Raw genomic sequence first — 21,441 nt, 5'->3', positions numbered from 1 at the left:
TAACTTGTATTAAGTGTACTATTTCGAGTAATACACTTAATACAATAAAGGTGATGAATTTGTTTGTCAACTGAAAATGTTAGAAAAATATGGTATTAAAAAACAGTGAATTGGAAAAAATAGGTTTGATATAGAATGGAGGGTTAGTCATGAAGCGAGTTTTTGGAATACTTGTTTGTTTCATGTTATTGCTTTCTGGTACTTCAGTTAGTTTCGCACAATCTGAGAAGACGAAGCAGGATAAAACAGAAGAAACAACGCCGAAGTTAGCAGAACAAGCGTCGTCAGCAATCGTAATTGAACAAGATACAGGTAAAGTTTTGTTTGATAAAAATCCAAATGAGAAATTACCGCCTGCTAGTATGACGAAGATTATGACAATGCTATTAATTATGGAACAAGTTGAAAAAGGAAAACTAAAACTGACCGATAAAGTGAGAGCAAGTGAGCATGCAGCTTCAATGGGTGGATCACAAATCTTTTTAGAGCCTGGAGAAGAGATGACCGTAAATGAAATGCTAAAGGGTATTGCAATTGCATCTGGAAATGATGCGTCTGTTGCAGTAGCAGAGCATATCGCTGGTTCAGAAGAAGGTTTTGTAAATATGATGAACAAAAAAGCGAAAGATTTAGGACTGAAAAATACTCATTTTCAAAATCCGACAGGTCTTCCGGCTAAAGATCATTATTCCACAGCAAATGATATGGCTATAATGGCGAAAGAATTGATGAAGTACCCACTTATTCGCAAATACACAGGAAAATACGAAGACTATTTACGTGAAGATACGGATAAGAAGTTTTGGCTCGTTAATACGAATAAGTTAGTGCGTTTTTATCCTGGAGTAGATGGTGTAAAAACGGGCTTTACGACAGAAGCAAAATATTGTTTAACAGCATCGGCTGAAAAGAATGGGATGCGTGTTATTTCAGTTGTTATGGGAGCACCTACATCGAAAGAACGGAACAATCAAGTAACGAAGCTTCTTGACTACGCATTTGGTCAATATATGACAAAGAAATTGTATACACGAGGCGAAAAAATTAAGACTGTCCAAGTAGGAAAAGGGAAAAAAGAAAAAGTAGATTTAGTTGCGTCAGATAATGTATCTCTTCTTATGAAGAAGGGCGAAAATATGGACAAGGTAAAGCAAGAAGTAATTGCTGAAAAGAAAGTGAAAGCGCCGATTAAAAAGGGCGATGCGCTTGGTACACTTGTTATAAAAAAAGATCAAGATGTTTTATTAAAACAAACAATTGTAGCAAAAGAAGATGTTGCTGCAGCGAGCTGGTGGGAGTTATTTAAAAGAAGTTTTGGGATGTTTTCAACATCAAAATAGCGGCAAATATTTTGCCGCTTTTCTATTCGTATGTAAGTAAATAATTGCTGAATGGTTTCACTTTATGGCGAAATAGTTCTTCTTTTGTCAGTAGGAAGGATTCTTATGTTGTATCACGAAAATCTTTATGTATGTAAATGAGTAAAGTTTGAGCATAAGGAGGAAATCGTGTGAGTCTTTCCATGCAATTAGAAGTAAAACGTGACGTCCTATGTGTGAGGCTAGCGGGTGAATTAGATCATCATACTGCTGAAGAGTTGCGAACGAAAGTAACAGATATGATTGAGACACATGGTGTTCATCATATTGTTTTGAGCCTAGAGAACTTATCGTTTATGGATAGTTCTGGTTTAGGTGTTATATTAGGCCGATATAAGCATGTAAAGGGATTAGGTGGAGAAATGGTTGTTTGTGCAATTTCACCGCCTGTTAAACGTTTATTTGAAATGTCGGGCTTATTTAAAATTGTTCGCTTAGAAGAAAGTGAAGCGCATGCGCTCGCGACGTTGGGGGTGGCATAAATGAGAAATGAAATGAACCTTCAATTTTCAGCGTTAAGTCAAAATGAATCGTTCGCTCGCGTTACAGTAGCTGCTTTCATTGCACAACTAGATCCTACGATGGAAGAACTTACAGAGATTAAAACAGTTGTGTCAGAAGCGGTTACGAATGCAATTATTCATGGGTACGAAGGAAATGCAGAAGGTGTTGTTTATATTTCTGTAATTTTGGAAGAAGCAATGGTGAAACTCACGATTCGAGATGAAGGGATTGGCATCTTTAATTTAGATGAAGCGAGACAACCCCTTTTTACAACTAAACCTGAATTAGAGCGTTCCGGAATGGGATTTACTATCATGGAAAATTTTATGGATGAAGTAGAAGTTATTTCAAACGAATCTTTCGGGACAACAATCCATTTGACAAAATACTTATCAAATAGTAACGCTCTATGCAATTAAGGAGAATAGCCTATGGACATAGAGGTCAAAAATGAGAAGAAGAAACCTCAGTTAAAGGACCACGAGCTAAAAGCGTTAATTCAAAAAAGTCAAGATGGAGATCAACAAGCAAGAGATACAATTGTTCAAAGTAATATGCGTCTCGTATGGTCGGTTGTGCAACGTTTTCTTAATCGCGGATACGAACCAGACGATTTGTTTCAAATTGGATGTATTGGACTCTTAAAATCGGTAGATAAATTTGATTTATCTTTCGACGTGAAATTTTCAACATATGCAGTTCCCATGATTATTGGCGAAATACAACGATTTTTACGTGATGATGGATCAGTGAAAGTAAGTAGGTCTTTAAAAGAAACAGGAAACAAAATTCGAAAGATGAGAGATGAGCTTTCGAAAGAATTCGGAAGGGCTCCAACGATTAATGAAGTAGCTGAAGCGTTAGAACTAACGCCAGAGGAAGTGGTTCTGGCGCAAGAAGCAAGTCGTGCCCCTTCATCCATACATGAAACGGTGTATGAAAACGACGGAGATCCAATTACTATTTTAGATCAAATTGCAGATCAATCTGAAACGAAATGGTTTGATAAAATTGCTTTAAAAGAAGCAATTAGAGAATTAGATGAGAGAGAGCGTTTAATTGTATATTTACGCTATTATAAAGACCAAACTCAATCAGAAGTAGCAGAGCGAATAGGTATTTCGCAAGTGCAAGTTTCAAGACTTGAAAAGAAAATATTAAAACAGATGAAAGATCGAATAGATGAATAGTTATCTATTCGATCTTTTTTTATGACTTTAATAGGAGGAGATTGTAAACTTTCTTAAAAATTAACAGAATTTATTGATAATTTAGTAAATTTAAAATATAATCCAATTATGAACTTGTCACAAAGGGGGAAGGAAATATGGAAACGAGGCAACAATGGGGAACGAGGGCTGGATTCATTTTTGCAGCGGTCGGCTCTGCCGTTGGATTAGGAAACATATGGCGTTTTCCTTATACGGCGTATGAAAATGGGGGAGGCGCATTCTTTTTACCGTACTTATTCGCATTATTAACGACTGGTATTTCATTATTGGCGTTTGAATTTGCTCTTGGGCACCGTCACCGTGGTTCAGCACCACTTACGTTCTTCCGTATTCATCCGCGTGCTGAATTTATCGGTTGGTGGCAAATGTGTGTAACATTTATCGTTTCAACATATTATGCAGTAATTATTGCTTGGTCTATTTCATATACGTATTTTGCAATTACTGGCGCATGGGGGAAAGATACGGAATCATTTTTATTTAAAGAGTATTTACATGTTGCAGATAAACCGGGACAGTTTGGAGGGCTCGTACCGGAAGTATTAATTCCACTAGCTCTCGTTTGGATTATTGTGCTTGGTGTTGCTTTTAAAGGAGTTAAAAAAGGAATCGAAGTTGTGAACCGTATTTTCATCCCTTTACTAGTTGTTATGTTCCTTATTATCGTAGTTCGTGCAGTGACGATGGAAGGTGCAATGCAAGGATTAGATGCATTCTTTAAACCAGATTGGAGTCGTATTTTTGACGGAAAAGTATGGCTTGCTGCTTACGGTCAAATCTTCTTTAGCTTATCTTTAGCATTTGGAATTATGATTACGTATTCTAGTTATTTACCGAAAAACTCAGATACAACAAATAATGCCTTTATTACTGGATTTGCAAACTCAGGATTTGAATTATTAGCAGGGATTGGGGTCTTTGCGGCTCTTGGATTTATGGCAAATAATATGGGAGTACCAGTTGATAAAGTGGCAAGTGCTGGTGTAGGGCTTGCGTTCGTAGTATTCCCGCAAATTATTAATGAATTACCGATGTCACCTTTATTTGGCGTATTATTTTTCTTATCATTAACGGTTGCCGGAATTACATCCCTCATCTCGCTTGCGGAAGTATGTTTTGCTGCTGTATCTGAAAAGTTCAGCTTAAGTCGCCAAAAAACAATTGGAATTATGGGGACGCTTCTCGTACTCGTTTCTCTCGTTTTTGCGACACGTGGCGGGCTTATGTTCCTAGATGTTGTGGATTACTTCGCTAATAACTTCGGATTAATTACAATTGCTCTAGCGGAAGTAGTTACGATAGGACTCATTTTACGTCGTTTACCAGTTTATCAAAATCACGCAAACTTCGTATCTGATATTAAGTTAGGGACGTTTTGGAGAGTGAGTTTACTCGTTATTACTCCGCTTATGTTAGGGTACATGTTAATTGATGGTACAATCCAAAATATTAAAAAGAACTATGGAGGTTACCCAACGGAGTTTGTCGTAACATATGGTTGGTCAATTGCAGCAGCGTTCCTTATCATTGCGCTAATCATTAGTTTAAAGAAATGGAATGCACAAATACATTCAGATTCTGCTAAGCTTGAAAAAGAATGGAAAGATCGAGGTGTTTCATAATGAGTGGATCAGCGATTATGATGATGGTTATTGGAATAGTAGTCATTTGGGGAGGGCTCGCATTAAGCATTGCAAATTTATTTAAGAAAAAAGCATAAACTAAAAAACATCTGTACCGAAATGGTACAGATGTTTTTTTATGAAAAAATTGTATTAGAAAAAAATTGAATAACCATACTACAACTACGAGGAAGAGTGAAGAGGTGAATGGAAATTGGAACAAACAATTTATATTAAAATGCGTAATCGATTAAAAGTTTCTCCTACGTATGAAGTAAAGCTGGGAGATGTTGCTCAACTTGCCGGAGATGCTGCAGTAGTTCAGTCGTTACAGGATGAGGTAATTTATAAAATTACAGCGCGTGATAAAACGCATGTTGTAATTGATGTTATGAAAATAATTGAGATTATTAGGCGAAAAACCGCTCATATACAAATTAATTTACTCGGTTCTGGACAAACTCTTGTTGAAATTATATATGAAAAAAAGAAAGTACATCCGATTTTTTTCGGACTTGTATGGTTGTTACTTTTCATTGGAGCAGCTCTTGCCATCATATATTTTCATGAAGATGTAAGCATGCAACAAGTGCACCAACGGTTATATTACATGATTACGGGAGAATTTAAGGCGCAACCACTTTTATTTCAAATTCCTTATTCATTAGGTCTTGGGCTAGGCATGGTTTTATTTTTTAATCATGTATTTCAAAAGCGTATTAATGAAGAGCCGAGTCCGTTAGAAGTGGAGATGTTCCAATACCAGCAATCACTTGACCAATATGTAATTGTTCATGAAAACAAGGATAATATGAAACAACTTACCGATGATTGAGTCTGGATTCGTTATTTTAATTGCTTTAGCAGGAGGAATTGCTGTAGGTAGCGGATATGTTGCGTTTTTAGCTGTACTTGGTATAATCCCTCGTCTAGCTCAATTAACGAGAAGTGGAAAGCACATTCAATATTTTGAGTGGGCAGTTATTGCAGGTACATTAACAGGAGCTTGGTGTAGTTTGAAAAACATTACATTTCAAACATCGCAATATTGGCTTGTTATATTAGGAATATTTTGTGGTACATTCATTGGAATGCTCGCTGCCGCATTAACGGAAGTGTTAAATGTTCTACCTATTTTAGCGAAACGAGTAGGGGTAGAGGGGAAGATTGTTGTTTTACTCGTTGCTCTTGTATTTGGAAAAGTAATAGGCTCGTTGTTTCACTGGATTTATTTCGTAAAGTAGGAGGCAATATATAAATGACAGGGCGAAAACTAAAGGACGATTACGTAAATAAAGTGAAGGAATACCATCCGAAGCCAAATTATTTTATAAATTGTGTTAAGGCATTTTTTGTAGGTGGATTCATTTGTACAATCGGAGAAGTATTGATGAAATTTTATATACATTATTTTCATTTTAGTGAACAAGAGGCAGGGAATCCAACAGTCGCAACTCTTGTACTATTATCGGCGATTTTAACAGGTTGTGGTGTATATGATAAAATCGGTCAATTTGCTGGAGCAGGTTCGGCCGTACCTGTTACGGGATTTGCGAATTCTATGGCAAGTGCTGCGCTAGAGCATAAGAGTGAAGGAATTGTACTTGGGGTTGCTACAAACATGTTTAAGCTAGCGGGAAGTGTAATCGTTTTTGGTGTTGTCGGTGCGTACATTATTGGGTTAATAAGATATACTTTTAAAATTTTTATGTCTTAAAGGAGGGGCTAGTATGAGGTTGACAGGAAAACAAACGTGGGTATTTCAAAATGATATTTATGTGAATGCAACCGGTACTGCCGTCGGTCCAAAAGAAGCTGAAGGCCCTCTTGGAAAGGAATTTGATATTTCATATGATGATTTACATTGCGGAGAGGAAAACTGGGAGCTTGCGGAACGAAGATTAATGTCAGATTCTATTCAACAAGTCATGCAAAAAGCAAATGTAGAAACATCACAAATTGATTTCTTTTTAGCGGGTGACTTATTAAATCAAACAGTAACAGCAAATTACGTTGCGCGTAAGTGGGGAATTCCCTTTTTAGGCATGTTTAGTGCTTGTGCGACCTCGATGGAGACTTTAGCGGTCGGATCAGCCTTTATAGATGGCGGATTCGCAAATCGTGTTTTAGCGACGGTAAGTAGTCATAATGCAACAGCTGAAAGACAGTTTCGTTATCCAACAGAGTATGGGGGACAAAAACCAGGAACAGCAAATTCCACTGTTACAGGTGCGGGATCCATATTAATTAGTAAAGAAAAAAGTGCCATTAAAATCAAGGCGGCTACGATTGGAAAAGTGCAAGATTTAGGAATTGCGAACCCTTTAGATATGGGATCGGCGATGGCACCTGCTGCAGCTCATACAATTCAGCAACATTTTGAGGATTTGAAGAGAAGTGCAGCCGATTACGATTTGATTGTTACCGGTGATTTATCAGCTATTGGGACACCAATTGCGAAACAACTGTTACTGGAAGAAGGTTATGATATTGGGCATATATATAACGATTGCGGATTAATGATTTATGATCCCGGTCAAGAAGAAGTATTTGCTGGTGGTAGTGGTTGTGCTTGTTCAGCTGTTGTCACATATGGTCATTTATTAAGCGAGATGCAAAAAGGGAATTTACAACGAATTTTTGTCGTTGCTACTGGTGCGTTATTAAGCCCGATGATGATGCAGCAAAAAGAAACAATTCCAACAATTGCACATGGTGTCGTATTTGAGAGAGTGAAGGGAGAGTGAATTGTGGATTATATATATGCATTTCTTGTAGGAGGCGCTATTTGTGTAGTTGGGCAAGTATTGTTAGATTTCGCAAAGTTAACACCAGCCCATTTAATGGCTACCTTTGTAGTGATAGGAGCAGTTTTAGATGGATTCGGATTGTACGATAAGCTTATAAAGTTTGCTGGTGCTGGGGCGACAGTTCCTATTACAAGTTTTGGACATTCCCTATTACACGGGGCAATGCATGCTGCAGAGAAACACGGATATATAGGGATTGGTATGGGTATGTTTAGTTTAACGTCTGCAGGTATTTCAGCAGCAATATTATTTTCATTTTTTGTAGCACTTATATGTAAACCGAAAGGATAAATCAAATGAGACGAAGGGTTGTTTTGGTCACAGATGGAGATGAATATGCAAAGCGAACAATTGAGCTTTTAACGAAGGAATTTGGGGGAAGGTGTATTTCAGCATCACAAAGTAATCCAACCAAATTGACAGGGAAGAAAGTTGTTGAGCTTATTATGCAAACGCCATATGACCCTGTATTTGTCATGTTTGATGACAGTGGATTTATTGGAGAAGGATCTGGTGAAAAAGCTTTAAAATATGTAGCCACGCATAAACAAATTGATGTACTTGGGATTTTGGCAGTAGCGTCTAATACACACCATTGGGAATGGGCACGTGTAGATGTAAGTGTAGATCGGAACGGGAATTTAACGGAATATGGTGTTGATAAATTTGGACTTCCAGATGGTGAAATTGGCAGAATTAGCGGAGATACAATTTATTGTTTAGATGATTTGAATGTTCCCGTCATTGTTGGTGTGGGTGATATTGGTAAGATGTGTGGAAACGATGAATGGGAGAGAGGCTCACCAATTACGAAAAAAGCAATTCAGTTAATTTTGGAAAGGAGTGGATTTTATGACGAAGCCTAAAAAAATAGATATTCCGATTTCAACTTTCATAAGTGACAATGAAAATTATTTAAAACAAACGGCTGGATTAGGCGTCACATTTGATGTTGGTATTCGTAAATTTCAAATTTTGAATAAAGAAATTGCAGTGTTATTCGTAAATGGACTTTGTGATACAAATTATATTATTCCTATTTTAGAAGAAGCTGTGGATACGAATGAAATAAGGGATGTTGAAGAAGATACTGTAAAGCTTTTAGAGAATCGTTTAATTCATCAGCAAGTAAGTAAAGTGAAAACGATGGATGAAGTAATGCTTCAAGCGTTATCAGGGCTTATTGTTATATTTGTGGAAGGCGAAACAGAAGCGTTCGTGATAGATGTTCGTAGCTATCCAGGACGAACACCGACAGAGCCAGATACTGAAAAAGTAGTACGCGGTGCGAGGGATGGATTTGTTGAAAATATCGTTGTAAATACAGCGTTAATTCGTAGAAGAATTCGAGATCCACGTCTTCGAAATGAAATTATTCGAGTAGGGGATCGATCGCAAACGGATATTTGTATTACATATGTACAAGATGTTGCAAATCCAGATTTAGTAAAGATTATAAAACAAGAATTAAATAACATCGATGTCGATGGCATTACGATGGCGGATAAAACAGTGGAAGAATTTGTTGTAAAGCAAAGCTATAATCCATTCCCGCTTATTCGATATACAGAAAGACCGGATGTAGCAGCAAATCATTTATTAGAAGGACATGTTCTAGTACTAGTTGATACATCACCGAGTGCTATGATTACGCCAACAACATATTTTCATCATTTACAGCATGCAGAAGAGTTTAGACAAAATCCAGCTGTCGGAACATTTTTACGTTGGGTACGCTTTTTAGGTGTTTTATTCTCCTTGTTTTTACTACCGTTTTGGTTAGTGTTTGTATTTGATCCAACTCTTTTACCAGAAAATCTTGCTTTTATTGGACCGACTAAGATGACACATTTACCAATTTTATTACAGGTGATAATGGCAGAAGTAGGACTTGAATTTTTAAGGATGGCAGCCATTCATACTCCAACGCCGTTATCGTCAGCAGCAGGATTAATTTCTGCCATATTAATTGGTCAAATAGCAATCGATGTAGGTTTGTTTGTACCAGAAGTTATTTTGTATGTAGCAGTTTCTATGATCGGTGCTTATGCAACACCGAGCTATGAATTAGGGCTAGGGAATAAGGTTGGAAAATTATTTGTTATTATTTTAACAGGTCTCTTCCATGAGATGGGCTTTGTAATTGGTATGACGATATTGATTTTATTTTTAACGTCTATAAAAAGTTTGCAAACCCCTTATTTATGGCCGTTTTTACCATTTGATTGGGGCGCATTAACAAAAATTCTACTCCGTCCGACGATGTCTAGTTTAAAAGTACGACCAAGTATTGTAAGACCTCAAAATGTAAAAAGACAAAAATAAACGGGATTATACACCCGTTTATTTTTTTAGCAAAAATTTATTGTTTTTTAACAAAAATCAAACATTTTTTGTGTACACTTAGAGTAGATATTGTGTATGGAAGGGGAAGAGGACATGATTAAATTATTTGTAAGTGATTTAGACGACACGCTCGTTTACAATGTAAATCATATGCAAAAAGAAGATGAACGTGCAATTTGTTGGTTAGCTGAAAAAGGGACAAATATTTGTTTTGCCTCAGGCCGCTTTACTCATCGAATTGATGAAGTCGTAAATAGGTTTGAATTCCCATATTACACAACTGGCTTAAATGGAGCGACAATGTTACTTCCGGATGGGAATTTGTTTTATGAATCGAGTTTTGAAAATACGGTTGCCCAGGAAATATATCGATATATACATAAAAAAGGACTAGCGGATATTGTTTGTGCAAATGAGCAGCGATATACAAAAAGGAAGAATGAACATCACCATAATTTTGAAGCGTATATGGGCGTGCATATCGCTGAAATTGAAGCGTTAGAAGAGGAATTTGGTAAAACTGTACATCCTGCGAAATTGTTTGTTTTTGGGGAAGAAGAGACAATTGAAGCATTAGATCAAGAATTACGAGATACATTTCAGAATGAAGCGGAAGTTTTTATGTCTGGTAAACGCTATGTTGACATTATGCCAAGGGGAGTAAGTAAAGGGAGTGCTTTAAGACGACTAATGGAACATTTGCAAATTGAAGCAAATGAAGTTGCATGCATTGGAGATTCTTTCAATGATATTTCTATGTTTGAAGTAACCCCGCATTCATTTACTCTGCACCATGCTCATCCATATGTGAAGGAGAAAGCGAATCATATTGTTCGTTCGGTTGAAGAAGCTATTATGAAATTGCCGTTACTTGTATAAAAAAGAAGCTCGCTACTAGCGAGCTTCTTTTTACTTGAATAACGATTTAACAAAATCAATGATACTTGAGAAGAAATCTTTCACTTTATCTAGGAAACTTTGCCCTTCTTCAGATCCTAAAAAGGCAGAAACGTGTTCTTTTGCTTTATTTAACTGACTGCCAACTTGATTCCAATCAATGTTAAGATTTTTCATTTTATCAAATAGAGCAACTAAGTTATCTAACTGTTCATCCGTTAATGTAATACCAAGTTGATCCGCAATTTTTTTAATTAATGAACGTAAATCTTCAGTCGTTTTTGGCTGCTCTTTCGCAATTTCTTCTTTAATTTTCGCAACAAGTTGAACTGCTTTTTCTTCACCAATTTTATCGCCAAGCTGGGATGTTTGCACCATTTCTTCATTGGCTACTTTTTTTACTTCCTCAGGAATTGCTTTGTTTGATGTTGTCTCATAGGCTTTCATTAAACCAGTTAAAGCAGCAGTTCCAGAAACTTTAAATGGTGCAGTAATTTGAATTTCTGCATCTTTCACACCTGCTGTAATAAGTGCGTTTGTGTACATTGCATCTGTTATTGAATTAATGTTTTTTGAACGTACAATGAGACCAGAACCTGGCTTTGTGTATGTGATCATAGAAGAGGAAATTGCTCTCGTACCAATTTGCGCTTTTGGAACAATCCCTTCTAGAAATTTATGTTCTTCCGCATTAGACACAGTAATAATTGTAGCATCTTTTGGTGCTTTCATTTCTTTTAACAGATCTTGTTTTTGTTGTTCAGACAAGTTTTCTCCTAGTGTAACAATTGATTCTCCTTCGATGATGTCTGCAAACGAAGCTGTTGGCATAATAAATACTGCTACAGCTAATAGCAGAGCTAGTAATTTCGTTTTCACGAAAAATCGCTCCCTTTCTCTTTCTAAAATTTTCGGGCAACACAGTTATTATAGTATATATTTCTTATTTGTCACCTAGCTTTTTCCACATTTCAAAAAAGAAGTATGTAGATTGTCGGATTCTTTTTGTTTCTAGTCATGAATGTGGTAATATAGTGCTGAGATAGTTGAAAGGAGACATATACGTATGAAAACTTTAGGATACATAGTAATGGAAAATGGTGAAAAAATCGATTTGGAATTTTTCCCAGAAGAGGCACCAAAAACAGTAGAAAACTTTAAAAAACTAGCAGAGCAAGGATTTTATGATGGTGTGACATTCCACCGCGTTATTCCTGGCTTCGTAAGCCAAGGTGGAGACCCAACAGGAACAGGTGCGGGTGGCCCAGGTTACTCTATCCCATGTGAAACTGATGGAAATCCTCATAGACACCTTGTAGGATCACTTTCTATGGCTCATGCTGGCCGTAACACAGGCGGTAGCCAATTCTTTATCGTTCATGAGCCACAGCCACACTTAGATGGTGTACATACTGTATTCGGTAAAGTAACAAGCGGTATTGAAACAGTATTAAACATGCGTCAAGGTGATGTAATGAAAGAAGTTAAAGTTTGGGAAGAATAAGTGAATGAGAAAAGAGAGCTATTGCTCTCTTTTTTTAATAGGAATGGGTATTTCGTTTACGGTACATGATACAAGTAGTAATGTGATTGTAGTGAAAATAAGTCGCTTATGAGAACAAAATATTAACAAATTACATAGAATACAGTAGATTACACATTTCAATAAAAGTTGTTTATTACATTCATTTTGCTAGAATTCATCTGCTCTAAGGTGATGAATAGTGAAGTGATAATGAGCGGTGGATGTTTCTTTTCACTTTCATATAACAGTGTTTCTTCTTTTATCTACTTAACAAAAATAGTAATGAAATGTATATTTGACTTTCTTCTTTTCGCTTTGTATGATTATCAAGTTGTTTTAAGCTCTTCTCACTCTGTTGAAAATATTGTAAAATGAATGTGATATGAAAAGAGTGATTGAGGGGATTTAATAGTTTGTAACTTTTGTAAGAAGGGATAAGGGTTATGTTAATTCGTTTTAAAAAAAGTTATGAAAAGATTGCAATGGGGCTTCTTTCATTTATGCCAACTGAAAAAGATGTGAAAACATTACAATTGACTATGAAAGATTATGAAGCAAAGGATGATTGGCAATTGTATTTGTGGAAACAAAACGAAGATTTTGTTGGGATAATGGGGATTGTAAAAAAAGAGAATCAAGTTTTGGAAATTCAGCATTTGAGTGTGAATCCATCTCACCGTCATATGGGTATTGGGACGAAGATGGTTCAAGAGTTAAAGAGTAAATTTCTTGAATTTACAATTTGCGGAAATGAGCAAACAGCAAGTTTTTGCAAAAAGTGTAAAGGGCTTGAACAAAATATACATTCGTGAAAGCAGAGATAAGTAGTTTATTATCTCTGCTTTCTTTTTTGTAATTGTTCGTTTCGTTCAGCGATGACTTCTGTTCGATCACGTAATGTGTGCTTATGTATTATAAATTCATTAGAAGTAGCATTCACGTCTTTCCAAGGAAGGTTTTGTTTCTGACATAATTCTATGCAGTACTTTTCTAATGTTGTATCCGACAATGGTAAAAATAACGGTGTAAAACTTTCTTTTTTCTGGATAGATTGCAATTTATCTTTGAGTAAGAACAGAAGTTGTGCCTCATTTATTCCTAAACGAAGTAAATGTGCACTGTTTTTTTCTAAAATCGTTATGGCGCTTTTCATCATCTTCTCTGCGCCATTCCAGTTAGAGCGTCTGTGATGGTATAAAGAAACTGCAATTTGAATGAGGCCGACTAAATAATGATCCCGATTTCCTCTCGGTTTTGTTTTCCAATATTCTTCCAGTATTTCGTGGCATTCAAAATAATCATAATCTCCGTGAAAATGAATTAAAAACTGTATGTATTCCGTAGGATACATTTTCTTCGCCCCTATCTAACGGTTATAAGTATAAGTTTATCATAGAAATATGAACAATAAACGACTAGGGAATTTCTCCCTAGTCGTTATTGTTCATATTAGCAGAAGCAAGCTGCCCCTACAATAATGAGTAAAATAAACAATACAACAAGTAATGCGAACCCACCGCTAAAACCACAATCAACGTGACCCATAGTTTTTTGACCTCCTACATTGTTCTTACTACACTGTTATCATATGAAGTGGTGGGCATGATGCCATAGGCATAGGTCTATTTTTAATTAAATTTCTTAAAAAGGTTGGATAGAACATGAGTATGCTCTATACTTATGTTGTTATAGAAAAAATGTGGTGGGATGCTTTGTGCAGTATAATTTTAAAGTAGAGGCTTTTGAAGGGCCTTTAGATTTATTGTTACATTTAATACATCGTTATGAAATTGATATATATAATATTCCTGTAGCGGAAATTACAGAGCAATATTTATCTTATGTTCATACGATGAAAGAACTACAATTAGATGTTGCAAGTGAGTATTTAGTAATGGCTGCAACGTTATTACAAATTAAAAGTAAAATGTTGTTGCCGAAACATGAAGAAGATGTACTTGATAACGGTGATGACTTTATAGATGATCCTCGTCAAGAATTGATGGAGAGGTTAATTGAATATAAGAAATATAAGCAAGTTGCTACTGAACTAAAAGAAAGAGAACAAGAAAGAGCACAGCTATATACACGTCCGCCAATTGATTTTACATCGTTGCAACAAGAAGAGGAGACAAGCTTGCCTCTTGATGTTACGTTATATGATATGCTAGCGGCATTTCAAAAATTAATGCGCCGTAAAAAAGCAAAGAAACCTGTGACAACACGTATTACTCGTCAAGAAATACCAATTGAACAGCGTATGACGGATATTTTAAAGCTGTTAGAAATACAAGGTGGTCGTCAAAGTTTTTATGATTTGTTTGTTGATGATGAACGGGAAATAATGGTTGTAACATTTTTAGCGGTTCTTGAGCTTATGAAAAATCAACAAATCGTAATTGAACAAGAACATAATTTTGATGAAATTTTCGTATCAAGCTATACTAAATCTGCATAGAGTTAGTATGGAAAATGGGATAGAAATAGTATATCTCATGCTAGGTTTGAATGTATCGTTTGGAACAAGAGAAAAAATATTGAACCGAACGCATTGATTGTGATTCGGTTTTTTGATGTGTATTTTTATGGAGAAAATAGGAGGAAGGAGCTCGTAAGATGGATAGAACAGAACAGAAATCAATCATTGAAGGGCTTTTATTTGTTTCTGGTGATGAAGGGATTTCTCCTGAACAAATAGCAAAAGTCCTTGAAATTGAAGGAAACGAAGTAATCGATATTTTAGAAGAAATGCAAAAAGAATGTGAAGGTGCACACCGAGGTTTGCAAATTGTACAGTATGCAAAAGTATATCGTTTTGCTACAAAGAAAGAACATGCGTCGTACTATCAAAAACTAATAGATATCCCAACAGCTGCTTCACTCTCTCAGGCTGCGCTAGAAACGTTAGCAATTGTTGCATATCGTCAACCCATTACAAGAACAGAAATGGAAGAGATTAGAGGAGTAAAAACCGATAAGGCGTTACAAACGTTAGTATCACACTTACTTATAAAAGAAATGGGAAGAGCAGAAGGACCTGGGCGTCCGATTTTATATGGAACGACGAAAGAATTTTTAGACACATTTGGATTAAAAACATTAGATGATTTACCTCCGCTTTCTGAAGAAAACGAACAAATGAATGAAGCGGATTTATTCTTTGGTTCTTTACAAGAGATATCGAAATAAAAGCTTAGCATTTTGCTAAGCTTTTTTTGTATATCAATTATATACCGTGCCATACTAATTGAAAAAAGGAGACGAGTTATGAGAGGTATACGAAGTATTTTATTATTAGTTTCTGTTTTGTTATGCTTTTCTTTAAATAGTGCATCGGCAAAAAGGTATATGATGTCTATTCATACCGCGTCTCCTTTACATATGCAGCGGCAACATTTTGGTAAAATGAAAGTGAGTTTCTTAAAAGTTGGGCAAGGTGATGCAACACTTATTATATTGCCAAATGGACAAACGATGTTAATTGATGGAGGACCTTATGAAGCTGGTGAGGTTATCATCCAAAAGCTAATTGAAAAAGGAATTAACCATTTAGATGCTATCGTCAGTACTCATCCTGATATGGATCATATTGGAGGGCTCATTCCGATTGTAGAGCAAATGCCGGTATCACTTATATTAGATAGTGGAAAAACATATAGTTCTCTCACTTATCATACGTATCGAAATCATATAAAGAAAAGGGGAATCCCTTTCATTTCAGTAAAAGAGGGCCAATACATACCGCTAGATCCGCATGTTTCCATACAAGTATTAAACAATGGGAAGTCCAAAGATGAAAATAATGAATCTTCAATTGTATTAAAGGTTCGGTATGGTAAGGCAGATTTTTTACTAATGGGTGATGCTGATGTGCGGACGGAAACTGAAATATTAAAGCAATTTGATGTACATGCAGATGTGCTAAAGGTGGGACATCATGGCTCATATACTTCAACAAGTGAAAGGTTTATAAAGAAGGTAGAACCACAGTTCGCGATTCTTTCTTATGGTAGCAAAAATCCGTATGGGCATCCGCATCAAAGTGTAGTGAGACGATTAAAACGGCGTGGTATAATGATGTATGGAACAAATAGACGTACGGTAGAAATAGAAACAGACGGCGAACATATTACAATAGGGTCTAGCGGATTAATGCCATTACTTAAGTGATTCATACGTTAGATGATATAGTTCCTTTTTGGAAAAAATGAATAACATATATTATAATTGCGAGAGACGTACTAAGCTTCCTTTTTGTTAAGCAAAGAGGAAATTTCATTAGAATGTATAGACAACTACTCGTGCATATATTAAGATGGAATTAGGCGAATAAGGTAATAATAACAAGTAGGTATTTCATGGGAAAGGATCGATGAAAATGAAAACGCAAGTTGTCATCAATGCCAAAATTTATACAGGTCAAGAAGTAGTAGAAAACGGATTTATTCGTTACGCAGAAACAATTAAAGAAATTGGTTTGATGGCTCAATATGTATCACAAGAAAATGAAACTGTTTTAGATGCGGCAGGGAAAATTGTGATTCCAGGTATGATTGATGTTCATATTCATGGTGGATACGATATTGATGCGATGGATGCAAATAGCGATGGGTTAGTAACTCTAGGGAAAGAAATGTTAAAAGAAGGAGTTACAACTTACTTCCCAACAACAATGACACAAGCTCCAGAAGCAATTGAAGCAGCACTACATGCTGCGAAGGAAGCGAAAGAAAAAGGAGCGCATTTCGAATATATTCACTTAGAAGGACCGTATGTTTCAAAAAAACGTGCAGGTGCACAACCACTTGAACATATTGTTCCTGCGAATATTGAACAATTTAAACAATGGCAGGAAGCAAGCGGAAATTTAATTAAATTAGTAACATACGCACCTGAAGAAGAAGGAGCGTTAGAGTTTGAGCAGTATCTTGCTGAAACTGGTGTTGTCGGCACAATGGGGCATACAGATGCAATTGATGCGCAACTAAAAAATAGAAACATTACACATGCAACGCATTTATACAATCAAATGCGTGGATTACATCACCGTGAACCAGGAGTTGTTGGTCATGTGTTATTAAATCCAGATGTAATGGTTGAAGTAATTACAGATGGTATTCACATTCACCCAGATATGGTGAAATTAGCATATAAATTAAAAGGACCGAAAAAAGTAAGTGTTATTACTGACGCAATGCGTGCAAAAGGTCTTGAAGATGGATTATATGAGCTTGGCGGACAGCCAGTACATGTAAAAGATGGTAGTGCTCGATTAGAAGATGGAACGTTAGCTGGTAGTATTCTAAAAATGGATCAAGCTTTCCGAAATGTAATTGAATTTACAGGTTGTTCAATCGAAGATGCAGTACTAATGACATCAGTGAACCAAGCAGAAGAGTTTGGATTAAATAATAAAGGTGCATTAGCGGTAGGAAAAGATGCAGACTTTGTTGTGATGAATGAAGATTTACATGTATATGATACGGTTCGTTTAGGAATTCATATGAAGGAAGGGAAGTAATGAAATGAATATTCTTGTTGTAAAAACTCCAGAAGAACTAGCAGAAGCAGGTTATAAATTAATTGAAGAAGTTGTAAAAACAAAAGAAAATCCAACATTAGGAATGGCTACAGGAAGCTCTCCATTAGGTATTTATGCAGAAATGCGAAAAAATAAACTTGATACAAGCCGTGTAACCACTGTAAACTTAGATGAGTACGTAAATTTACCACATGAAGATAAAAACAGCTATCACTATTTCATGCAAGAACAGTTGTTTGATCATCTTCCATTTAAACAAACTTATGTACCAAACGGGATGGCAAGTGATTTAGAGGAAGAGTGCAAACGTTACGAGGGCATTCTAGTTGCTAACCCAGTTGACCTACAGATTCTTGGAATCGGTGAAAACGGTCACATCGGATTTAACGAACCAGGAACACCGTTTAATTCTCCAACAAACATTGTTGAATTAACAGAATCTACACGCCAAGCAAACCTTCGCTTCTTCGAAAAAGAAGAAGATGTGCCAACTCATGCAATTACAATGGGAATTGGAAGCATTATGAAAGCGAAACAAATTCTACTTGTTGCTATGGGTTCTAAAAAGGCAGAAGCTGTTAAAGAATTATTGCAAGGTGCATATAGTGAAGCGTGTCCTGCTACAGTTTTACAACGTCATCCGAATGTAACCGTAATCGCTGATCAAGAAGCTCTATCTTTATGCAGTGAGGCGATTGCTGATGAACATCGACAAGTATTCACCATTTCCGATCTATTATCAGATTCAAGAGTGGGTGAAACAGCTAATTGAGGACGGCGAATGGAAGCCGGGAGATAAAATCCCATCTGAGAATGAACTTTGCGATAAGTTCGAAGTGAGTCGTATGACAATCAGACAGGCGATTAATAATTTAGTGGAACAAGGTTATTTATATCGGAAACGTGGAATCGGTACGTTTGTCCAACTTCCGAAAGTGGAACAAAAACTGCAAGGAATGACAGGATTCACGGAAGATATGATTTCTCGTGGGATGAACCCAAGTAGTCAATTATTAAGTTTCCGCCTAGTTCCAGCTACTGTGAAAATAGCAGACCGGCTGAGAATACAGGAGGGAGAGTCGGTTTATGAAGTGAGGCGTATTCGCTTAGCTGACGATGAACCGATTGCTTTTGAGACGACATATTTGTCGCCAGCTCTTGTAAAAGATATTAACGAAGAAATATTGCAACAATCTTTATATGAACATTTAGAGAAAAAACTGGGCTTCAAACTTGTTAGCGCTACTCAATCAATTGAAGCTTCAATTGCAACGGATAATGAAGCGGAACATCTGCATATTCCTAAAAAGGCGCCAGTGCTTGTCATGCGTCAATGGTCATATTCAGAAGGTGAAGTACCGTTAGAGTATGTGAAATGTATTTATCGTGGAGATCGTTATAAGTTTATTACAAACATCGCACGTAACAAATAATATATTTCAGTTTGTGAAGTACAGTAAATGTCAAATTGTTTAACATGTAAAGAAAAAATACGACTCATCCTTACAAGGAGTGAGTCGTATTTTTATTATGAGCAATTACGTGGTTAACAGCATCTTTAACTGTATTTACTACATAGTGAGCGTGTTCTTTTACTGCGTCATCTGCTTGAGCCATAGCAAAACTGTGAGGAGTTAGAGCAAACATTGGAATATCATTATAAGAATCCCCTATGCAAGCAACTTCCTCTGGTTGTAATTGAAACTCTTTTAATAAAACAGAAATAGCAGAACCTTTACTAATATTAGGTGGCATTACATCTAAGCATTGTTCTGCTGAAATGAACGTACTAACTTTTCCATGAAATTTTTCATCAATTTTTTTCTGAAGGAGTTGTAAGCTCTCCTTTGTGCCACCGACAGAAATTTTATTCGGGAAAATTGTATCATCTATTTTCTGTAATAAATTTGGTTCTTCGACAGAAGTCATCGTTACTTGTTGCTCAAGTTCGTGAATAAACGGTGTTTTTTCTTCAATGTAGTAATTATGTTCATCACTAACATAACGGAAATAAGGATCTTCATTCGTCATGTGTAACAATTCAGGAAGAATGCTGGAATCAAAAGTTGCAGATAATAGCTGCTTATTTTCATTTGTATATACAAAAACACCATTAACACTAATGCGGTGGAAATTTGTATTTACAGCTTTCATTAAGTCTGCAATTTCATTATCAAGTCGGCCAGAAGCGAAACAAAGAATCACATTTTGTTCAGCAAGACTACGAAGTGCTACAATATCCTGTTCGTCAATTAAACCTCCGTGTTGCATCATTGTACCGTCGATATCACTTACAAACATTTTAATCATGTTGTTATCTCCTTTCTATGTACAGTTGCTCTTACATTATACGCATCATATATAAACATGTCTAAAAAATGAATTTTTATGAAATGGTAGATGTTTTACATTGACGACAAAGAAGAATATTCTGTAACATAAAAGCAGGCTATTTAAGTACGAGGGTGGTGTTATATGAGTAATTATCTAGAAATTAAAAAAGTTTTAAATAATAATGTCATCATTGCTAGCCATCCTGAACATGAGGAAGTAGTAGTGATTGGTAAAGGAATTGGATTTGGGAAAAAAGCGAAAGATGTATTGGAGCAAGAACAAATTGAAAAAATGTTTGTTCTAAAAAATGAACGTGATCGTGAACAATACAAACTGCTAGTTCCGCATGTGAGTGAAAAATTAATTGAATTAATGAATGATATTATGTTCTATATTCAAGAAAAAGCAAAATCCCCATTGAATGAACATATTCATATCGCTTTAACAGATCATATTTCTTTTGCAATTAAGCGTTTAAAACAAGGGTTTACAATTGATAATCCTTTTTTAGTTGAAACGAAAATGCTCTATCCAGAGGAATATAAAATTGCTGAAGGTGTTGTAAACCTTTTAAATTCTCGTTTGCAAATTACATTGCCAGAAGGAGAAATCGGGTTTATTGCACTGCATATTTACAGTTCACTTACAAATTCAGATTTATCTTCAGTTAATCAAAACTCCCGTCTCATCGCACAGCTTGTATCTTTAATTGAGACGAACTTACAAATTACATTAGACCAAGAAAGTATTCACTATTTACGCCTTATTCGTCATCTTCAATATGCTATTGAGAGGGTGAAAAAAGGAGAAAAAGTAGAGGAATCGCAAAGTTTTGCTGATTTATTAAAGGCGGAATATCCTGTCTGTTATAATTTAGCTTGGAAGCTAGTTAAGGTTATGCAAAAAGAATTGCAACTTCCTGTTTATGAAGCAGAGAGTATATATTTAACGATGCACCTGCAGCGCTTAGTGAAGGCAGAGCATGTGTAAAATGACATATATTTTTGTCGAAAATGAAAACGTTAAAAAAAATCATTGAATCGCTTACAATAGTTATGTATAATAACTATTGCAAAGTTATACAAATTTCGACAAACACATTAAGGTATAAAACGAAAACGTTTGCCTTAATTATAGTGAACTTATACGTAAACCTATTTTTGACACGTGTTACTGATTCGATCAGGCATGAGTGGAGAAAAGTAAGGAATGTAAGCTAGAGAAAGGGATATACTACCCTTTGTATAGCT

28 protein-coding genes are annotated in these 21,441 nt (G+C 35.9%); 24 read left to right on the top strand and 4 right to left on the bottom strand.

Annotated features, from left to right (window positions below):
- The first annotated feature begins 149 nt into the window (after nt 1–149).
- The 14 genes from dacF to BAQ46_RS07990 all read left to right on the top strand — a co-directional run bounded on the left by dacF (nt 150) and on the right by BAQ46_RS07990 (nt 10,772).
- Nucleotides 150–1,340, top strand: coding sequence for a serine-type D-Ala-D-Ala carboxypeptidase DacF (gene dacF, locus BAQ46_RS08055; protein ID WP_000831986.1), 1,191 nt, complete (start codon nt 150–152; stop codon nt 1,338–1,340).
- Between the two features lie 170 nt (nt 1,341–1,510).
- Nucleotides 1,511–1,861 carry an anti-sigma F factor antagonist gene (gene spoIIAA, locus BAQ46_RS08050; protein ID WP_000059133.1) on the top strand — a complete coding sequence of 117 codons (351 nt, stop codon included), beginning with the start codon at nt 1,511–1,513 and terminating at the stop codon, nt 1,859–1,861.
- Nucleotides 1,862–2,302 (top strand): anti-sigma F factor, encoded by a 441-nt coding sequence (gene spoIIAB, locus BAQ46_RS08045; protein WP_001243400.1) that lies wholly within the window; start codon nt 1,862–1,864, stop codon nt 2,300–2,302.
- A gap of 12 nt (nt 2,303–2,314) precedes the next feature.
- Complete coding sequence (gene sigF / locus BAQ46_RS08040) at nt 2,315–3,073, top strand: RNA polymerase sporulation sigma factor SigF (RefSeq protein WP_000350729.1); 759 nt, start codon at nt 2,315–2,317, stop codon at nt 3,071–3,073.
- Nucleotides 3,074–3,210: 137 nt separating this feature from the next.
- Nucleotides 3,211–4,737, top strand: coding sequence for a sodium-dependent transporter (locus BAQ46_RS08035; protein WP_000450064.1), 1,527 nt, complete (start codon nt 3,211–3,213; stop codon nt 4,735–4,737).
- The gene (locus tag BAQ46_RS08030; RefSeq protein ID WP_000016826.1) at nt 4,737–4,835 is read left to right on the top strand and encodes a methionine/alanine import family NSS transporter small subunit; all 99 of its coding nucleotides are present in this window, start codon (nt 4,737–4,739) and stop codon (nt 4,833–4,835) included. Before BAQ46_RS08035 ends, BAQ46_RS08030 begins: the two co-directional genes overlap by 1 nt.
- Before the next feature lie 116 nt (nt 4,836–4,951).
- Nucleotides 4,952–5,572: a stage V sporulation protein SpoVAA gene (spoVAA, locus tag BAQ46_RS08025; protein WP_000438355.1), complete on the top strand. Its 621-nt coding sequence runs from the start codon at nt 4,952–4,954 to the stop codon at nt 5,570–5,572.
- Nucleotides 5,565–5,981 carry a stage V sporulation protein SpoVAB gene (spoVAB, locus tag BAQ46_RS08020; protein WP_061132237.1) on the top strand — a complete coding sequence of 139 codons (417 nt, stop codon included), beginning with the start codon at nt 5,565–5,567 and terminating at the stop codon, nt 5,979–5,981. Before spoVAA ends, spoVAB begins: the two co-directional genes overlap by 8 nt.
- Before the next feature lie 14 nt (nt 5,982–5,995).
- Nucleotides 5,996–6,454, top strand: a complete 459-nt coding sequence (spoVAC, locus tag BAQ46_RS08015; RefSeq protein ID WP_000147735.1) for a stage V sporulation protein AC — start codon at nt 5,996–5,998, stop codon at nt 6,452–6,454.
- 13 nt (nt 6,455–6,467) lie between these two features.
- Nucleotides 6,468–7,484 carry a stage V sporulation protein AD gene (spoVAD, locus tag BAQ46_RS08010; protein ID WP_001241148.1) on the top strand — a complete coding sequence of 339 codons (1,017 nt, stop codon included), beginning with the start codon at nt 6,468–6,470 and terminating at the stop codon, nt 7,482–7,484.
- Nucleotides 7,485–7,487: 3 nt separating this feature from the next.
- Nucleotides 7,488–7,838 carry a stage V sporulation protein AE gene (spoVAE, locus tag BAQ46_RS08005; RefSeq protein ID WP_000384637.1) on the top strand — a complete coding sequence of 117 codons (351 nt, stop codon included), beginning with the start codon at nt 7,488–7,490 and terminating at the stop codon, nt 7,836–7,838.
- A gap of 5 nt (nt 7,839–7,843) precedes the next feature.
- On the top strand, nt 7,844–8,413 hold the full coding sequence (gene spoVAEA / locus BAQ46_RS08000; protein ID WP_001254415.1) for a stage V sporulation protein SpoVABEA: 570 nt from the start codon (nt 7,844–7,846) through the stop codon (nt 8,411–8,413).
- The gene (spoVAF, locus tag BAQ46_RS07995) at nt 8,400–9,872 is read left to right on the top strand and encodes a spore germination protein SpoVAF (RefSeq protein ID WP_000165582.1); all 1,473 of its coding nucleotides are present in this window, start codon (nt 8,400–8,402) and stop codon (nt 9,870–9,872) included. Before spoVAEA ends, spoVAF begins: the two co-directional genes overlap by 14 nt.
- Before the next feature lie 96 nt (nt 9,873–9,968).
- The gene (locus BAQ46_RS07990; protein ID WP_002022291.1) at nt 9,969–10,772 is read left to right on the top strand and encodes a Cof-type HAD-IIB family hydrolase; all 804 of its coding nucleotides are present in this window, start codon (nt 9,969–9,971) and stop codon (nt 10,770–10,772) included.
- 30 nt (nt 10,773–10,802) lie between these two features.
- On the opposite strand, the gene BAQ46_RS07985 is transcribed toward BAQ46_RS07990, so the two are convergent.
- Nucleotides 10,803–11,669: a DUF1002 domain-containing protein gene (locus BAQ46_RS07985; protein WP_000850502.1), complete on the bottom strand. Its 867-nt coding sequence runs from the start codon at nt 11,667–11,669 to the stop codon at nt 10,803–10,805.
- Nucleotides 11,670–11,856: 187 nt separating this feature from the next.
- Between BAQ46_RS07985 and BAQ46_RS07980 the strand changes: the two genes are divergently transcribed.
- From BAQ46_RS07980 to ribT, 3 genes are all read left to right on the top strand, one after another.
- Nucleotides 11,857–12,294 (top strand): peptidylprolyl isomerase, encoded by a 438-nt coding sequence (locus BAQ46_RS07980; protein ID WP_000853792.1) that lies wholly within the window; start codon nt 11,857–11,859, stop codon nt 12,292–12,294.
- A 213-nt stretch (nt 12,295–12,507) separates the two neighbouring features.
- Nucleotides 12,508–12,690, top strand: coding sequence for a hypothetical protein (locus BAQ46_RS31030; RefSeq protein WP_002028396.1), 183 nt, complete (start codon nt 12,508–12,510; stop codon nt 12,688–12,690).
- Nucleotides 12,691–12,758: 68 nt separating this feature from the next.
- A complete protein-coding gene (gene ribT / locus BAQ46_RS07970) occupies nt 12,759–13,127 on the top strand; it encodes a GNAT family N-acetyltransferase RibT (RefSeq protein ID WP_000908397.1) in 369 nt (122 codons plus the stop codon).
- 20 nt (nt 13,128–13,147) lie between these two features.
- Here ribT and BAQ46_RS07965 read toward each other — a convergent pair whose 3' ends face one another.
- Both BAQ46_RS07965 and BAQ46_RS07960 read right to left on the bottom strand, forming a co-directional pair.
- Nucleotides 13,148–13,666, bottom strand: coding sequence for a DUF309 domain-containing protein (locus tag BAQ46_RS07965; protein ID WP_000283586.1), 519 nt, complete (start codon nt 13,664–13,666; stop codon nt 13,148–13,150).
- Nucleotides 13,667–13,764: 98 nt separating this feature from the next.
- Nucleotides 13,765–13,860: a YjcZ family sporulation protein gene (locus BAQ46_RS07960; protein ID WP_000510194.1), complete on the bottom strand. Its 96-nt coding sequence runs from the start codon at nt 13,858–13,860 to the stop codon at nt 13,765–13,767.
- Nucleotides 13,861–14,029: 169 nt separating this feature from the next.
- Here BAQ46_RS07960 and BAQ46_RS07955 point away from each other — a divergent pair, with 169 nt between their 5' ends.
- The 6 genes from BAQ46_RS07955 (at nt 14,030) to BAQ46_RS07925 (ending at nt 19,290) form a co-directional block, all read left to right on the top strand.
- Nucleotides 14,030–14,773: a segregation/condensation protein A gene (locus BAQ46_RS07955; protein WP_001199760.1), complete on the top strand. Its 744-nt coding sequence runs from the start codon at nt 14,030–14,032 to the stop codon at nt 14,771–14,773.
- A 158-nt stretch (nt 14,774–14,931) separates the two neighbouring features.
- Nucleotides 14,932–15,504, top strand: a complete 573-nt coding sequence (scpB, locus tag BAQ46_RS07945; protein ID WP_000376222.1) for a segregation/condensation protein ScpB — start codon at nt 14,932–14,934, stop codon at nt 15,502–15,504.
- 78 nt (nt 15,505–15,582) lie between these two features.
- Nucleotides 15,583–16,485: a ComEC/Rec2 family competence protein gene (locus BAQ46_RS07940; protein WP_061132239.1), complete on the top strand. Its 903-nt coding sequence runs from the start codon at nt 15,583–15,585 to the stop codon at nt 16,483–16,485.
- Between the two features lie 208 nt (nt 16,486–16,693).
- Nucleotides 16,694–17,836 (top strand): N-acetylglucosamine-6-phosphate deacetylase, encoded by a 1,143-nt coding sequence (gene nagA / locus BAQ46_RS07935; RefSeq protein WP_001983978.1) that lies wholly within the window; start codon nt 16,694–16,696, stop codon nt 17,834–17,836.
- Nucleotides 17,837–17,840: 4 nt separating this feature from the next.
- The gene (nagB, locus tag BAQ46_RS07930) at nt 17,841–18,629 is read left to right on the top strand and encodes a glucosamine-6-phosphate deaminase (RefSeq protein ID WP_071741825.1); all 789 of its coding nucleotides are present in this window, start codon (nt 17,841–17,843) and stop codon (nt 18,627–18,629) included.
- Complete coding sequence (locus BAQ46_RS07925; RefSeq protein WP_012644586.1) at nt 18,559–19,290, top strand: GntR family transcriptional regulator; 732 nt, start codon at nt 18,559–18,561, stop codon at nt 19,288–19,290. The genes nagB and BAQ46_RS07925 overlap by 71 nt, the downstream gene beginning before the upstream one ends.
- A 70-nt stretch (nt 19,291–19,360) precedes the next feature.
- Here BAQ46_RS07925 and BAQ46_RS07920 read toward each other — a convergent pair whose 3' ends face one another.
- Entirely contained in the window at nt 19,361–20,167 is an 807-nt protein-coding gene (locus BAQ46_RS07920) for a Cof-type HAD-IIB family hydrolase (protein WP_000594235.1), read from the bottom strand.
- 165 nt (nt 20,168–20,332) lie between these two features.
- Here BAQ46_RS07920 and glcT point away from each other — a divergent pair, with 165 nt between their 5' ends.
- The gene (gene glcT / locus BAQ46_RS07915) at nt 20,333–21,181 is read left to right on the top strand and encodes a glucose PTS transporter transcription antiterminator GlcT (RefSeq protein ID WP_000073863.1); all 849 of its coding nucleotides are present in this window, start codon (nt 20,333–20,335) and stop codon (nt 21,179–21,181) included.
- Nucleotides 21,182–21,441: the final 260 nt, after the last annotated feature.

It is taken from the genome of Bacillus paranthracis, from assembly GCF_001883995.1.
GTDB lineage: Bacteria > Bacillota > Bacilli > Bacillales > Bacillaceae_G > Bacillus_A > Bacillus_A paranthracis.
This window is presented reverse-complemented; position numbering and strand designations above follow the sequence as displayed.

Excerpts from the sequence above, each read along its gene's own strand:
- spoVAB (WP_061132237.1), top strand. The coding sequence starts at position 5,565 with ATGATTGAGTCTGGATTCGTTATTTTAATTGCTTTAGCAGGAGGAATT.
- BAQ46_RS07920 (WP_000594235.1), bottom strand. The coding sequence starts at position 20,167 with ATGATTAAAATGTTTGTAAGTGATATCGACGGTACAATGATGCAACAC.
- BAQ46_RS07940 (WP_061132239.1), top strand. The coding sequence starts at position 15,583 with ATGAGAGGTATACGAAGTATTTTATTATTAGTTTCTGTTTTGTTATGC.
- BAQ46_RS08035 (WP_000450064.1), top strand. The coding sequence starts at position 3,211 with ATGGAAACGAGGCAACAATGGGGAACGAGGGCTGGATTCATTTTTGCA.
- spoVAF (WP_000165582.1), top strand. The coding sequence starts at position 8,400 with ATGACGAAGCCTAAAAAAATAGATATTCCGATTTCAACTTTCATAAGT.
- spoVAEA (WP_001254415.1), top strand. The coding sequence starts at position 7,844 with ATGAGACGAAGGGTTGTTTTGGTCACAGATGGAGATGAATATGCAAAG.
- nagA (WP_001983978.1), top strand. The coding sequence starts at position 16,694 with ATGAAAACGCAAGTTGTCATCAATGCCAAAATTTATACAGGTCAAGAA.
- dacF (WP_000831986.1), top strand. The coding sequence starts at position 150 with ATGAAGCGAGTTTTTGGAATACTTGTTTGTTTCATGTTATTGCTTTCT.
- BAQ46_RS31030 (WP_002028396.1), top strand. The coding sequence starts at position 12,508 with ATGAATAGTGAAGTGATAATGAGCGGTGGATGTTTCTTTTCACTTTCA.
- ribT (WP_000908397.1), top strand. The coding sequence starts at position 12,759 with ATGTTAATTCGTTTTAAAAAAAGTTATGAAAAGATTGCAATGGGGCTT.
- nagB (WP_071741825.1), top strand. The coding sequence starts at position 17,841 with ATGAATATTCTTGTTGTAAAAACTCCAGAAGAACTAGCAGAAGCAGGT.
- BAQ46_RS08030 (WP_000016826.1), top strand. The coding sequence starts at position 4,737 with ATGAGTGGATCAGCGATTATGATGATGGTTATTGGAATAGTAGTCATT.
- BAQ46_RS07965 (WP_000283586.1), bottom strand. The coding sequence starts at position 13,666 with ATGTATCCTACGGAATACATACAGTTTTTAATTCATTTTCACGGAGAT.
- BAQ46_RS07980 (WP_000853792.1), top strand. The coding sequence starts at position 11,857 with ATGAAAACTTTAGGATACATAGTAATGGAAAATGGTGAAAAAATCGAT.
- spoIIAB (WP_001243400.1), top strand. The coding sequence starts at position 1,862 with ATGAGAAATGAAATGAACCTTCAATTTTCAGCGTTAAGTCAAAATGAA.
- BAQ46_RS07990 (WP_002022291.1), top strand. The coding sequence starts at position 9,969 with ATGGAAGGGGAAGAGGACATGATTAAATTATTTGTAAGTGATTTAGAC.
- spoVAC (WP_000147735.1), top strand. The coding sequence starts at position 5,996 with ATGACAGGGCGAAAACTAAAGGACGATTACGTAAATAAAGTGAAGGAA.
- BAQ46_RS07960 (WP_000510194.1), bottom strand. The coding sequence starts at position 13,860 with ATGGGTCACGTTGATTGTGGTTTTAGCGGTGGGTTCGCATTACTTGTT.
- spoVAD (WP_001241148.1), top strand. The coding sequence starts at position 6,468 with ATGAGGTTGACAGGAAAACAAACGTGGGTATTTCAAAATGATATTTAT.
- scpB (WP_000376222.1), top strand. The coding sequence starts at position 14,932 with ATGGATAGAACAGAACAGAAATCAATCATTGAAGGGCTTTTATTTGTT.
- BAQ46_RS07925 (WP_012644586.1), top strand. The coding sequence starts at position 18,559 with ATGAACATCGACAAGTATTCACCATTTCCGATCTATTATCAGATTCAA.
- sigF (WP_000350729.1), top strand. The coding sequence starts at position 2,315 with ATGGACATAGAGGTCAAAAATGAGAAGAAGAAACCTCAGTTAAAGGAC.
- glcT (WP_000073863.1), top strand. The coding sequence starts at position 20,333 with ATGAGTAATTATCTAGAAATTAAAAAAGTTTTAAATAATAATGTCATC.